Below are 13,135 nucleotides of genomic sequence, written 5' to 3' on the forward strand. Positions count from 1 at the left end.
TGAAAAAAGATATGTTGCACGAGATACAATAGAAATAGGCTCCCTGCGGTCGCGAGATATGATGGAGATATTATTTTTGAGAGATGATTTGCGAATTAAAGAGCAGATAAGCTCCATTAAATATCGTGGAAATAAGCCCTCCTTCGTCGGGGGAAAAAAGAGAAATAAATACCTAGAAAATTCAAGTCCAAAGGAGCTGGTGACAAAAATATTTTGCTGCCGCAGGAAGCTTTATTTCAAATGTATTTCAATAGTGTTTCAACTGTATCTAAACTCCATCGGATCCGGAAACTCAAACTCAAACCCCGTCTCCAGAATCTTACTGGAATCAATCAAACGATCATTTCCTTCGGGTTCATTTTGGTAACTAGCCGGAGGTGCAAAGCCCAATTCAGCCGCATTTTTTTGATAGATATCCCTTCGCAGTGGGTGAATTGGCGCTACTCCATTGAAGGTTTCATTCCAAAGTTCTTTTTCCATCACCCAAGCAAGCAGGGCGACTGCATCCCTGCGATGGATAAAATTGACCCGGGTATGGCCTGCCACATTTTCCTTTCCCGAAAAGTACTTCCCCGGAATCCGGTCATCTCCCAAAAGACCTCCAAATCGCACAATCGTCAAGTCATATTTTCTGGCTTGGGACATCATTTGCTCAGCTCGGAAAAGGGTGTCATTACCGGTATTTTCCAGAGATAGGGGAAAGTCCTCCCCGTACTTTTCGGGAGAATTTGCTTCGGGGTAAACTCCTGTGCTGGAAACAAAAATCACCTTTTTAATGGGTGAGTTATCAATCAAACTTTTCAGATATTTAATCTGCTCGAGGTGGAAAAGTCCATCTCCGGATCGGGTTCGGGGAGGAATGTTAACGACGAGGATTTCGGACTGAAACAAGGCATTAAAACCCACTCCCTCCGGATGGGGATTGAGTGAAAAGCGGATGGCTTGAAGGCCTTTTTGGGAAAGTTTTGCCTTTTTTTCTTCAGAGGTAGTGGAGCCTAGGATTTTATATCCTTTTTCCCTCAGGTGAAAGCCCAAAGGCTCTCCGATCCATCCCAGGCCGATAATTGATATAGTTGTCATTATGGTTTTTGTCAATAAGGCTCAAAGGCGCAAGGCTAGTTATTGGTTAATGAGTTATCGGGTTTTATTTGTTCAGGGTTCAGTGTTCATAGTTTTTAGTATCAAATAATGAACATCTGAGTAAAAGGTCCGGTGAACATGAAGTTTTTCTTCAGAAATTCTAACTTTCTTTCCGTCTTTGTAGCAAACCCATCAAACAAAAAACCTCCCAAAAGGGAGGCTTGTTTTAGTCTTTTTTAGGCATGGTCCCCAGGATGTAGTCCCAAAGAGGAGAGCTTACTCCAAAGGAAGTGTCTGGATCTTTGTAGTGGTGAATTGCGTGATTGACCCACAGAGCCTTGAAGAAGTTTTTGGGAGGACTGTAGGCATGTACGATATAGTGCACACCCAGGTAAGCTGTATACCCCAAAAGAAATCCGGGAAGGAAGTACAAGGCATAATCTCCCATAATCAGATTGAAGACCAAATAGAAAATCGCAGCATAGGCGGCACTCACGAAAGGAGGCATTGCCAAGCGATCTTTGTCTTTCGGGTAATCATGGTGTACACCGTGCACGGTGTATTGTAGCTTGTCCTTAATCGGAGTATTAGGCTCCATGTGGAAGAAATGCTTATGCATCATATATTCCACAAAAGTGAAAGCCAGCAAGCCTGCCAGCAAAACCAACATCCCAACCCACAATCCAATCTCTGTCGAAGTCACTGCATAGTAAAAAGACACCGAGGAGATCGCAACAAACAGCGTGATCGGCACCAAAATGTGGGTTCTGGAGATTTTCTCCAGAAGGGGATTAGAAAACATCTTGGCTGAACCGAAGTTGTCCGGCTTATCCAATCTTCCAATCTTTTTCATAGTATTCAGTTCAATGATCTGTTTTTCGTAGGAATAACAACGGCACAAAGGTAAGGTTTTTCAACTTTTAAAAATTAAGCGCTGATTGATTTAAATCATATTATTAAACCGTACTCAGGGTTTTTGCGATGGTTTCCTCATAATAGGCCACATATCGGGGAAGAATCTGATGGATATCAAATTCTTTAGCACGATTCAAAGCCCGCTCTTTGAAACCGGGAAGATTTTCATCCGCAAGAATGATTTTTGCCTTGGCAGTCATGTCTTCCACGTCACCCACCGCACAGGCAAATCCGGTCTTTCCGTCCAGATTGAGTTCTGGGATACCTCCCGCATTGGATGAAAGGACAGGCACCTCACAGGCCATGGCTTCAAGGGCTGCCAGTCCGAAACTTTCCTTTTCCGAAGGCATCAAAAACAAATCCGACACAGACAAAACCTCCTCGACCGCTTCCAATTTTCCCAAAAAGCGGATGTCATCGCAGGTGCCCAAGGTACGGCAAAGACGCTCCATCCGGTCTCGCTCAGGTCCATCTCCGACCAAAAGTAACTTGGCGGGGATTTCTTTTCGGATATTGTAAAATACTTGGATCACATCCTCGACCCGCTTAACCTTCCGGAAATTGGAGGTGTGTACCAGGAGTTTTTCTCCGTTGGGGCAAATGGCGAGCTTGAAATGTTCCTTTCGTTGCTTTTTGAATCGCTCTAAGTCAATGAAGTTGGGGATGACTGCAATATCCCGCTTGATGTCAAAATACTCATAGGTTTCCTTTTTCAGGTCTTCGGATACCGCTGTGACTCCATCCGATTGGTTGATCGAAAATGTGACTACGGGTTCATAGCTTGGGTCTTTGCCTACAAGGGTAATATCCGTACCATGCAAGGTGGTGACCACTGGTATTTGTATCCCTTCTGTCTTCAGAATCTGCTTGGCCATGTAAGCTGCCGAAGCGTGCGGAATAGCATAATGGACGTGAAGGAGGTCGAGATTCTCGTATTTGACTACGCTGACCATTTTACTTGCAAGTGCCAGTTCGTAAGGGGCAAATTCAAAAAGCGGGTAGCTTTTGATGTCTACCTCATGATAAAAGAGGTTTTCACTGAAAAAATCCAGCCTCATGGGCTGCTTGTAGGTGATGAAGTGGACCTCATGACCGATTTTGGCGAGGCCTTTCCCCAACTCTGTGGCTACTACACCACTTCCTCCAAAGGTAGGATAGCAAACAATTCCTATTTTCATAATGGCGCCGATCAGGCTTTTTTTTACCAGCTTTTAAACACGCGTAAGCCTAATTTTTGTTCAAAATAAAAGAATTTTATACACCTCGCTTTGAATGCCAGTTTGTTGCAGGTAGTGGAAGGGGATTTTGGGGATTGGTTTTTCCTTCCTGTTTTTCCAAAAAAACTCCAAACTCAATCCAAAGATTTTTTTTTTTCTCTGGCCTTTAGGGTCCCAACCTTGGCGGGGAAAGACTGGAAATACCAAGATTCAAAAGAGGCAGTCTTTCCAATGCTTCCTCTTTTTTTATCCTGATTTTAGGGCAAGAAGTGATATGCTTTATCTTTGAGCTTTGATCCAAATTCTCAGCCGTGTACAAGTCCATCCTGAAGCCTTTGCTTTTTTTGAAAAAACCAGAGGATGCTCACCATTTCACTTTCGATCTCACCAAACTCACTTTCAATATTCCCATAATCAGTTCGATTTTGGAGTCAGGATTTGAGCTGGATGATCCCAGATTGGAGAGGGAGGTGTTTGGTCTAAAGTTCAAAAATCCTGTGGGACTGGCTGCTGGCTTTGACAAAGACGCCAAGCTGATTGATGAAATGGCCATGCTGGGATTTGGATTTATCGAAATCGGAACCCTTACGCCAAAGCCTCAGGAAGGCAATCCTCAACCCCGGCTTTTTCGCCTTCCTCAGGATGAAGCCCTGATCAACCGCATGGGATTTAATAACGGAGGAGTTCTTGAGGCAGTAGAAAGGCTGAAGAAGAGAAAGTCTAAAGTCATTGTGGGTGGAAATATTGGTAAAAACAAGGTCACTCCAAATGAAAAGGCAGTCGACGATTACCTTTTCTGTCTGGAAGCTTTACATTCTTATGTTGACTATTTTGTGGTCAATGTCAGCTCTCCCAATACCCCCAATCTCAGGGATTTGCAGGAAAAAGAACCGCTGAAAGCCTTACTTTCTGCTGTGAAAGCAGCCAATGATTTAAAAAAGCAGCCCAAACCCATCTTGTTGAAAATCGCTCCGGATTTGACTGAGGGGCAGTTAGATGATATCATTGAGATTGTCGGAGAAACAAGGATTGATGGAGTGATTGCGACCAATACCACGATTGACCGGTCGCTTTTGAGCACTGACCCTGCTCAGGTGGAAGCTATCGGAGCCGGTGGAGTAAGCGGGAAAGTCCTAGGAAAGCGGAGCACTGAAGTAATCCGATACCTACATACTCATTCCAAAGGGGCTTTTCCGATTGTTGGGGTAGGTGGAATCTTTTCCCCTGAAGATGCAATAGAGAAGCTGGAAGCCGGGGCAAGTCTGGTTCAGATCTACTCGGGCATGATTTATGAGGGGCCAAGCATAGTAAAAAAGATCAAAAAAGGACTTCTGGCATTTTTTTCCCGGTAAGTTGTCTTAGTGTAGCCTTTTGGCTTAAATTAAACTCGTACTTTCACCTCAATGGCGTCCCCAAGCTCCCGTACCAACACCTTTCGTAAAAAATCAGAAAATGTCAAGAAAAGCCCCAAAAAGCCTTCTGGACCTGGATTTTCATTGGGAAAGTTTCAATTCAAGCAGTTGGCATTGGTCTCCGGGCTCAGCTTGATTTCGATCAGTATTTTTTTGGTAATCGCTTTCATCTCTTATCTGCTCAATGGACCTGAAGATCAAAGCTTGGTCTTCAATAATCCCGATCAGGCAGTGAGAGAAGCCGCCCGTGCCTCACAAAATTGGTTGGGATACTTTGGCGCTCAGGTTTCGAATTGGTTGATTTATCGTTGGTTTGGAATAGCCGCCTTTCTTATCCCTCCATTCATTTTTCTGTTGGGTTTCCGCTGGACATTCAAGTTTTCACTAGTTTCCCTCACACGCTACACCGTTTTTTCCCTTTTTTTCATTGTGTGGTTGGGATTGCTGATTGGGTATTTGGTCATTTTGGTGGAGGGGTATTCCTATTGGAGTTTCATTTCCGGAGGATTGGGATATGAATTGGCCAAGCTCTCGGCGGATTTTCTGGGAATGGGAACCTTTATCCTGATCATAGTCTCCCTTTTGATATTTGTTGTGCTGTTTTTCGGGATAGATCAATTGAACATGTTTTCTCCAAAAACCGAATCAGACATCGATGATTTGCAAGAAAACATATCCGCCAAACCCGCTCAAAATCCCTTTTCTTCAGATGAAGAATTAGAAGAGGAAGAAGATATTCTGGATGACGGAAGTTCTTGGGAGGTGAAAAATCTCGAGGTTGAAAAAGCCTTGGACTTGGAGGATGAGCTGGAAGATATGGAAGATGAGGAGTCTGAGTTGGAGGAAGACCTTTTCGATGTACCTCAGGTCAATCTTTTGGATGAAAAAGTGGCACAAGTATCTCCGGAACCGGCGGTAGGAAAATTCACCGTCCACAAGGCTGTTCAAGAGGAAAAGACCGCAGAAGAAGTCGAAAATTTGGATCCTTATGATCCTACCCTGGATCTTCCCCGATATCAATATCCCACGCTGGACTTGCTGAATGAATACGATGTCAAGAAGGTCACGGTGACCCGGCAGGAGTTGGAGGAGAACAAGGACAAGATTGTCACCACGCTGGAGAATTTCCAGATCGGTATTCAGGGGATTCAAGCGACCATTGGTCCAACAGTGACCTTGTATGAAATCGTGCCTAATCCGGGAGTGAAGATTTCCAAAATCAAAAATCTGGAAGACGATATCGCCTTAAGTTTGGCAGCCTTGGGAATCCGGATCATTGCTCCAATCCCTGGTAAGGGAACAATCGGGATAGAGGTTCCAAACAAAAACAGGGAGTTAGTCCCCGCCCGCGCAGTCATTGGCACGGAGAAATTCATGAAGTCAGACAAAGACCTTCCTGTAGCTTTGGGTAAAACCATCGCCAACGAGGTGTTTGTAGTGGATTTGGCCAAAATGCCCCACTTGCTGATGGCCGGTGCTACCGGTCAGGGTAAGTCTGTGGGATTGAACATGATTTTGGCTTCCCTGATTTATAAAAAGCATCCTTCCCAGTTGAAGTTTGTCCTGGTCGATCCTAAAAAGGTAGAGTTGACACTTTTCAACAAAATCGAAAGACACTTTTTGGCCAAGCTTCCCGGCTCGGAGGAAGCGATTATCACCGATACCAAGAAAGTAATTTACACCCTGAATTCCCTCTGTATTGAGATGGATAATCGGTACAATCTGCTCAAAGATGCCGGTTGCCGAAACCTCAAGGAGTACAATGCCAAGTTTATCGCCAGAAAGCTGAATCCGGAGAAGGGTCATTACTTCATGCCTTACATCGTCTTGGTCATCGACGAATTGGCGGACTTGATGATGACTGCAGGGAAGGAGATCGAGGGTCCAATCGCACGTTTGGCCCAATTGGCCCGAGCGATAGGGATTCACCTGGTAGTGGCTACCCAGCGACCATCTGTCAATGTGATCACGGGTATCATCAAGGCCAACTTTCCCGCCCGTCTTTCCTTCCGTGTGACTTCCAAAATCGACTCCCGAACCATCCTTGATGCAGGTGGAGCGGACCAGCTGATCGGTATGGGTGATATGTTGCTTTCCCAGGGTTCGGAGATGATCCGCCTTCAGTGTGCCTTCTTGGATACTCCGGAGGTGGATGCCATCTGTGACTGGATTGGTAATCAAAAGGGCTACTCGGATGCTTATCTTTTGCCGGAATTTGAAGGAGAGGAAGGAGATGGTTCGGCAGCGGATGTAGATCTTTCGGATCGGGATCCTTTGTTTGATGATGCGGCTAGGCTGATCGTCCTCCATCAGCAGGGAAGTACCTCTTTGATCCAGAGAAAGCTCAAGTTGGGCTACAATCGTGCGGGCAGAATCGTGGACCAGCTGGAAGCAGCGGGCATTGTGGGACCTTTTGAGGGCTCTAAAGCGAGGGAGGTTCTGGTCCAGGATGAGGCCAGTTTGGAACGGTTATTGAATAGCTTGTAAAAGCCTAACAATCCGTTTCTACCCATCAATTCATGAAACAAGTTTTCCCCTCTTTGATCCTGATTTTTCTGGTTTTTGTGTCTTCTTTTGCCTTCGGGCAAAAGGATCCAAAAGCCAAAGCTGTCCTCGACGGGATGAGCAAAAAATACCAAAGCTTAAATGGCTTTACTGCCAACTTTGACTTCACCTATTCAGATGCTGGGGTGGTACAAGACCGACAGCAGGGAGAGCTTGCCGTAAAGGGAGAAAAGTACAGGCTCAAGCTTCCAGATCAGGAAATTTTCAATGACGGGAAGACCGTATGGACCTTTATTCAAAGTGATGGGTACAAGGAAGTCACCATCAATGATGTCAGCCAAATGGAAGGAGAACTGACTCCCTCAAACATCTACAAAATGTATGAGACAGGCTACAATTACCGACTCTTGGCAGACAATACCTACAAAGGAAAGCCGGTACAAGTAGTCCTTCTAGTGGCTCAAAAAGCAGATTCTCCTTTTAAGGAGGTGAAGTTGATGGTTGATAAAAACACCCAAGATCTTCTTGCTTGGGAGATGTCTGACGGTCAAGGCGGAACGCTTTCTTATTCTTTCAGGGAATTGAAACAAGCTCCTTCACTTTCAGCAGATTATTTTGTCTTTGATCCCAAAAAATATCCCGGGATTGAAGTGATTGATTTGAGGTAGGTTTTCGAAGGGGGCAAGCATCAAAAGTATCGACGTTTTTTCGTTTGATTTCAATCAAAATTCTTTCCTCAATACCTCTTCATTCCAAGGACTCAGGTTGACAAAACGAAACGGTAATGATGGGTAGCTTTCCGTGAATAGCTTGTATTTGGATTGTTTATTTGATTTTTGATCCAGCTTGACTTCCAGGGCCATCGGGTCCTCTATTTCCGGCAGGACAAAATCTACTTCTTTACCATCCGCTGTCCTCCAAAACCTGATTTCCTCTGGCCCAAAACGGTCTGCCAAACTTCTAAAAATCGCATTTTCCCAAAGTTCACCACGATCCATACGAATTTGAATAGACTGGAAATTCATTAGCAGGCAGTTTCTTAGACCCAAATCCAGGAAATAGATTTTTGGCATTTTGACAAGTTCCTTGCGAACATTAGAGTAGAAGGGTCTGACAGTTTCCACATGAAAACAGATTTGCATGATCCTCAAGTAATTGTGAATAGTCTCTGACCTAGTTTTCAAGGTATTGCTAAGTTCATTTACATTGATCAATTGCCCGGTTTGCTCAGCAAGAATTCGGAAAAGTTGATAAAAGAGTAGCTCATTCTTAATTCCGGATTCCAGAATATCCCGCTTTACAAAGGAGTCTCTTATGTCCTTCAAAAGCTCTTTTTTCTCTCTTTCATCCTGCTCGATGACCACAGCCGGATAACCACCATAAATCAGGTGTTTTTCAAATTCAAGTTTTAAAAAATCCGATTTAACCGATTTGTATTTAGGTGAGGATTTGATTTTTTGATACTCGAGGTGTAATTCTTCTTTGCCCTGAAGAAGAAGTGTTTCCTCAAAATCGCAGGTGTTTAACCTGAAAATCCGCTTTCGCCCAACCAATGAGTCTTTGAATTTTTCATCTAAATAAAAGGCACTACTTCCACTGACCACCAGTTTGACTTGTGCTCGATGCTCATCGTAAAGCAATTTGATAAAATTGGTAGGATCGCTCAGGTATTGAATTTCATCCAGAAAAAAAACTGTTTTTACCAGAGGATTGTATGAATAGGCCAATAAATGAAGTGGATTGGAATCCAGTTCGGCCAAAAAGCTTTTGTTTTCCAGATTAATATAAACTGTTGGGATATTTTCAGATTTACACTCAGCCTCGAGCTGCTTCATTAAGGTAGACTTACCGCTTTGTCTTGGCCCAATCAATAGGGTCGCTTCCTCTCTTTTGAGATGTTCCTTGAGTCGGATGAAAATTTTCCTTCGCATTGGGCTAAACTCATTGAAATTCAGACGTAAATGTATGTATTGTCCGGGTATTATATCTATTACGATAGAAATAATATCCGATATTTTTACTAGTCAAATAGTAAAAAAATCAGATTTATCACCAGATAATATAGAGTTTAACCAAGTGGTTCTAAAAAATACAGGTTGAAGGAAAGACTAAAAAGGCCCTGATTTTTTTTCAAATCCCTCAGAGATTTCCTTCATCGTTTCCACCATTTCCTTCACTTTGGGAAAAAGGGGCTCCAGTACACTGACTATTCCAGGTGCCAAAGGTTCGATGTAGATGAGGGCTTCACTGTCTTTTTTCCATTCCTTGGGCATCTTCAATCCAAACTGCAGCGAAAGCCAAAGAAAAAGGCTGATAAAAAATGCCGTTTGAACGATCCCCAAAATCCCCCCTGCCAGACTATCAAATCCTCCAAGCAGGATGAGATCCATCATTTTTTTCAGGACCCAGCCGGCTAGATTTACCAAGACCAAAGTGATCCCAAAAACAATCAAAAAAGCTAAAATGGGGAAGGCAAAGGTCATTTCATCCAGCCGTGTGGCTAGCCATTTGCTGACCGGGTCCATGAAGTATACTCCCAAAATGATAGCCAATACAAATCCGATCAGGCCTACGATACTCATCAGAAGGCCTTTTTTGTAGCCCTGATAAGCACCCAGGCCGATCAGAATCAGTATGACAATATCCAGTGGAGCCAAGACTATCCGTTTAAAAGCATTTTAACCTTCTCCGCAATAGCCTTGCCGTCTGCTTTTCCGGCGAGTTGCTTGCTTGCCACACCCATGACTTTGCCCATGTCTTTTGGACCTACAGCACCGGTGACATTGATGATTTCCTGGACTGCCAAGCCCAATTCTTCATCGGTAAGTGCTTTGGGCAAAAACTCCTGAATGACCTCCAACTCAGCCAATTCAGTTTCCAAAAGATCATTTCGGCCTTGTTTTTCATAGATCTCGGCGGAGTCCTTTCGTTGCTTGGCGGCTTTGGTCAAAAGTTTCAATTCGTCATCCTCACTCAGACTGCCGGAAAATCCTTCTTTGGTTTCTTCCAGCAAAATCAAAGATTTGATAGCTCGAAGGGCCGTCAATCGGACCTTGTTTTTGGCGATCATAGCCGATTTTATTTCAGTTTCTACTTTCTGCTTTAAACTCATTCGTCCTAAGTTTGTGTTACATCTAGATTACCGGGTAAAAATACCCTTTTATCAACCGATATGACAAAACTGAGTGTAAATATCAACAAGATCGCCACGCTGAGAAATGCCAGGGGTGCCAACAATCCCAATGTGGTAAAAGTAGCGTTGGATTGTGAGCGATTTGGAGCGGAGGGAATTACAGTTCACCCAAGACCGGACGAAAGGCATATTCGCTATCAAGATTGCCTGGACTTGGCCAAGGTGGTGACTACAGAATTCAATATAGAAGGCTATCCTGATCAGCGGTTTATGCAGCTAATCCGTGAAGTGAAGCCGGCGCAAGCGACCTTGGTACCTGATCCGCCGGATGCAATTACTTCCAACACAGGCTGGGACACGATTGCCCATCAAAGCCTGCTGAAGGATATTGTAGCTGAATTAAAAGAAATCGGTACCCGGGTTTCGATTTTCATCAATCCAGAACCCAAGTATTTCGAACCTGCAAAGCTAACGGGAACCGATCGGGTAGAACTCTACACCGAACCCTATGCTTCTCACTACCATCAGGATCGGGAAAAAGCAATCAAAGACTATGTTGAAGTGTCCAAACTTGCCCGGGAATTGGGCTTGGGGCTCAATGCAGGCCATGATTTGGATTTGCATAATTTGGCTTTCCTAAAAAAGAATATCACTTGGCTCGAAGAAGTATCCATCGGTCATGCGCTGATTTGCGACGCGCTCTATTATGGTTTGGAAAACACCATTCAGATGTATAGAAGGCAGTTAGAAGAGTAGGATTTGAAGATTGAAATATTTTAAAAAACTGCCGCCGTAGTGGATTGTAAGAATAATTGTGGCAAGGTAGTAAAGTCGGAAAGAGGTAAGGTTCCTTACCGGGGACAAATAGAATTCTAAAATTAGGCTCGTAAATCGTAATTCGTACTTCGTAAATAAAGATGACCTTAAACTTCAAAAATTTAGGCTCCGGTAAGCCATTAGTCATTTTGCATGGACTTTTTGGTTCTTTGGATAATTGGTTTTCCATAGCCCGAGAGCTGGAAAAGCATTACACCCTTTACCTCGTAGATCAAAGAAATCATGGAGATTCTCCCCATGCAGATGAATGGAATTATCGGGTCATGGTGGAGGATTTGAAGGAATTGCTGGAGGCCGAAGGGTTGGATAAAATCTACCTGATGGGCCACTCCATGGGTGGAAAGACAGCTATGTTTTTTGCCACTGCCTATCCTGAGCGGGTAGAAAAGCTGATCGTAGCCGATATCGCACCGAGATATTACCCCATCCATCATCAGACGATTTTGGAAGGGCTTAATTCCATTGATTTGAAGGGAACCAAAAGTCGAAAAGAGGCCGATGATCAATTGGGGGAATACATTCATGAATTGGGCATCCGGCAGTTTTTGCTGAAAAGCCTTGGTCGAAATACTGAAGGCTTTATCTGGAAAATTAACCTTCCTGTCATTACTAAAAATATTGAGGAAGTGGGAAAGGCACTGCCTGAAGAGGCAAAATACGAAGGGCCAACATTGTTCTTGGGAGGATCAAATTCCAACTACATCAAGCAATCCGATCTTCCGGATTTGGAAAAACATTTCCCGAATTACGAATTGGAGTTTGTCGCCAATGCCGGACATTGGCTACATGCCGAGCGACCGGAGGCGGTGATTGAAACGGTGAGGAGGTTTTTAGAATAAGAAAGGAGCTCAATCGAGCTCCTTTTGCTTAGGCTTCTACTGCGTAGAGTTCTTTTAATTTTTCGACGGTATAATCTACTTCCTCCACTGTGTTAAATCGACTGAAAGAGAATCGCACCGAATCACGCTCAGGATTGTGGTTCAAAGCTCTAAGGACGTGAGAACCCACCGTCGCTCCCGAACTACAGGCTGATCCTCCGGAAGCAGAAATTCCTTCCAGATCCAGATTGAATAGCAGCATACCCCGATTGGCTTCTGAAGGCGGAAGGCTGACATTCAATACGGTGTATAGACTTTTTCCTAAGTCTGCTGAAAGACCATTGAATTCCACTCCAGGGATTTCCTGGGAGAGCTTTTCGATAAAGTGAGCTTTGATTTTCTCAATATGGGCTTGGTGACTAGCCATATCTTCGTAGGCAAGTTCCAATGCCTTTGCGATGCCAATTATACCTATCACATTTTCGGTACCTCCCCGCATGTTTCTTTCCTGAGCTCCACCATGGATAAACGGATGGATTTTCTTGTCTTTTCTTACAAATAAAAATCCAGAACCCTTGGGTCCGTGAAATTTATGTCCACCTGCTACGATAGCATCCACAGAGAGATTTTTCAAATCATGAGAATAATGCCCCATAGTCTGTACGGTGTCCGAATGGAAAAAAGCGCCGTATTCTTTGACTAGGCCTCCGATTTTCTCCAAATCATTCAGATTGCCGATCTCATTATTCGCCTGCATAAGTGACACCAAGCTGTTGGGATTGGCTTTGAGCAATTTTTCCAACTGACCATGGTCAATTTCTCCTTTGGAATTGACATCCAGAAGGCTCAGTTTAATTTTCCCTTTTTTCTCCAACACCTCCAAGGTATGGAGAACGGCATGGTGCTCAATCGGAGAACTGATCGCATGGGTGATGCCGTGGGTTTCCACTCCGCAAACCAAAGCTGTGTTATCTGCCTCGGTGCCTCCAGAGGTGAAGAAAATCTCAGAAGGCGTGGCATTGAGCAATTCCGCTACCTTTTTTCTGGATTTCTCGATGGCATTGCGAACTTCGCGTCCATGGCTATGAACTGAAGATGGATTGCCAAAATGGGACCTCATAAAAGGCAGCATGGCTTCGATCACCCGATCGTCCATGGCTGTGGTGGCGGCATTGTCAAAGTAAACTTTCATTCTTTCTGGCTTGGTGTAGGCTGGAT

At 44.1% G+C, this 13,135-nt stretch carries 12 protein-coding genes; 5 read left to right on the forward strand and 7 right to left on the reverse strand.

The window, feature by feature from the left end; translation table 11 throughout:
• Positions 1-258 precede the first annotated feature (258 nt).
• The 3 genes from AAA942_RS13225 to bshA form a co-directional block, all read right to left on the reverse strand.
• Positions 259-1,080: an epimerase gene (locus tag AAA942_RS13225; RefSeq protein WP_338220751.1), complete on the reverse strand. Its 822-nt coding sequence runs from the start codon at positions 1,078-1,080 to the stop codon at positions 259-261.
• A gap of 226 nt (positions 1,081-1,306) precedes the next feature.
• Positions 1,307-1,933: a sterol desaturase family protein gene (locus tag AAA942_RS13230; protein ID WP_338220752.1), complete on the reverse strand. Its 627-nt coding sequence runs from the start codon at positions 1,931-1,933 to the stop codon at positions 1,307-1,309.
• 103 nt (positions 1,934-2,036) lie between these two features.
• Positions 2,037-3,173: an N-acetyl-alpha-D-glucosaminyl L-malate synthase BshA gene (gene bshA / locus AAA942_RS13235; protein WP_338220753.1), complete on the reverse strand. Its 1,137-nt coding sequence runs from the start codon at positions 3,171-3,173 to the stop codon at positions 2,037-2,039.
• A 350-nt stretch (positions 3,174-3,523) separates the two neighbouring features.
• Between bshA and AAA942_RS13240 the strand changes: the two genes are divergently transcribed.
• The 3 genes from AAA942_RS13240 to AAA942_RS13250 are packed head-to-tail and all read left to right on the forward strand — an operon-like array spanning position 3,524 to position 7,797.
• Positions 3,524-4,564 (forward strand): quinone-dependent dihydroorotate dehydrogenase, encoded by a 1,041-nt coding sequence (locus AAA942_RS13240; RefSeq protein WP_338220754.1) that lies wholly within the window; start codon positions 3,524-3,526, stop codon positions 4,562-4,564.
• Positions 4,565-4,615: 51 nt separating this feature from the next.
• Positions 4,616-7,111 carry a DNA translocase FtsK gene (locus tag AAA942_RS13245; RefSeq protein WP_338220755.1) on the forward strand — a complete coding sequence of 832 codons (2,496 nt, stop codon included), beginning with the start codon at positions 4,616-4,618 and terminating at the stop codon, positions 7,109-7,111.
• Positions 7,112-7,143: 32 nt separating this feature from the next.
• The gene (locus AAA942_RS13250) at positions 7,144-7,797 is read left to right on the forward strand and encodes a LolA family protein (protein WP_338220756.1); all 654 of its coding nucleotides are present in this window, start codon (positions 7,144-7,146) and stop codon (positions 7,795-7,797) included.
• Positions 7,798-7,851: 54 nt separating this feature from the next.
• Here the strand turns inward: AAA942_RS13250 and AAA942_RS13255 are convergent, their stop codons facing one another.
• The 3 genes from AAA942_RS13255 to AAA942_RS13265 all read right to left on the reverse strand — a co-directional run bounded on the left by AAA942_RS13255 (position 7,852) and on the right by AAA942_RS13265 (position 10,241).
• Positions 7,852-9,060, reverse strand: a complete 1,209-nt coding sequence (locus tag AAA942_RS13255) for an ATP-binding protein (RefSeq protein ID WP_338220757.1) — start codon at positions 9,058-9,060, stop codon at positions 7,852-7,854.
• Between the two features lie 177 nt (positions 9,061-9,237).
• Complete coding sequence (locus AAA942_RS13260; protein WP_338220758.1) at positions 9,238-9,786, reverse strand: CvpA family protein; 549 nt, start codon at positions 9,784-9,786, stop codon at positions 9,238-9,240.
• A gap of 2 nt (positions 9,787-9,788) precedes the next feature.
• Positions 9,789-10,241 carry a GatB/YqeY domain-containing protein gene (locus AAA942_RS13265; protein WP_338220759.1) on the reverse strand — a complete coding sequence of 151 codons (453 nt, stop codon included), beginning with the start codon at positions 10,239-10,241 and terminating at the stop codon, positions 9,789-9,791.
• 60 nt (positions 10,242-10,301) lie between these two features.
• Here AAA942_RS13265 and AAA942_RS13270 point away from each other — a divergent pair, with 60 nt between their 5' ends.
• Together AAA942_RS13270 and AAA942_RS13275 are read left to right on the forward strand one after the other, a co-directional pair.
• Entirely contained in the window at positions 10,302-11,018 is a 717-nt protein-coding gene (locus AAA942_RS13270; RefSeq protein ID WP_338220760.1) for a pyridoxine 5'-phosphate synthase, read from the forward strand.
• Between the two features lie 161 nt (positions 11,019-11,179).
• The gene (locus AAA942_RS13275; RefSeq protein ID WP_338220761.1) at positions 11,180-11,938 is read left to right on the forward strand and encodes an alpha/beta fold hydrolase; all 759 of its coding nucleotides are present in this window, start codon (positions 11,180-11,182) and stop codon (positions 11,936-11,938) included.
• Between the two features lie 28 nt (positions 11,939-11,966).
• Here AAA942_RS13275 and AAA942_RS13280 read toward each other — a convergent pair whose 3' ends face one another.
• Positions 11,967-13,109, reverse strand: a complete 1,143-nt coding sequence (locus AAA942_RS13280; RefSeq protein WP_338220762.1) for a cysteine desulfurase family protein — start codon at positions 13,107-13,109, stop codon at positions 11,967-11,969.
• Positions 13,110-13,135 lie beyond the last annotated feature (26 nt).

This window comes from Algoriphagus sp. oki45 (genome assembly GCF_036245605.1).
Lineage (GTDB): Bacteria > Bacteroidota > Bacteroidia > Cytophagales > Cyclobacteriaceae > Algoriphagus.

Excerpts from the sequence above, each read along its gene's own strand:
- AAA942_RS13225 (WP_338220751.1), bottom strand. The coding sequence starts at position 1,080 with ATGACAACTATATCAATTATCGGCCTGGGATGGATCGGAGAGCCTTTG.
- AAA942_RS13230 (WP_338220752.1), bottom strand. The coding sequence starts at position 1,933 with ATGAAAAAGATTGGAAGATTGGATAAGCCGGACAACTTCGGTTCAGCC.
- bshA (WP_338220753.1), bottom strand. The coding sequence starts at position 3,173 with ATGAAAATAGGAATTGTTTGCTATCCTACCTTTGGAGGAAGTGGTGTA.
- AAA942_RS13245 (WP_338220755.1), top strand. The coding sequence starts at position 4,616 with ATGGCGTCCCCAAGCTCCCGTACCAACACCTTTCGTAAAAAATCAGAA.
- AAA942_RS13250 (WP_338220756.1), top strand. The coding sequence starts at position 7,144 with ATGAAACAAGTTTTCCCCTCTTTGATCCTGATTTTTCTGGTTTTTGTG.
- AAA942_RS13255 (WP_338220757.1), bottom strand. The coding sequence starts at position 9,060 with ATGCGAAGGAAAATTTTCATCCGACTCAAGGAACATCTCAAAAGAGAG.
- AAA942_RS13265 (WP_338220759.1), bottom strand. The coding sequence starts at position 10,241 with ATGAGTTTAAAGCAGAAAGTAGAAACTGAAATAAAATCGGCTATGATC.
- AAA942_RS13270 (WP_338220760.1), top strand. The coding sequence starts at position 10,302 with ATGACAAAACTGAGTGTAAATATCAACAAGATCGCCACGCTGAGAAAT.
- AAA942_RS13275 (WP_338220761.1), top strand. The coding sequence starts at position 11,180 with ATGACCTTAAACTTCAAAAATTTAGGCTCCGGTAAGCCATTAGTCATT.
- AAA942_RS13280 (WP_338220762.1), bottom strand. The coding sequence starts at position 13,109 with ATGAAAGTTTACTTTGACAATGCCGCCACCACAGCCATGGACGATCGG.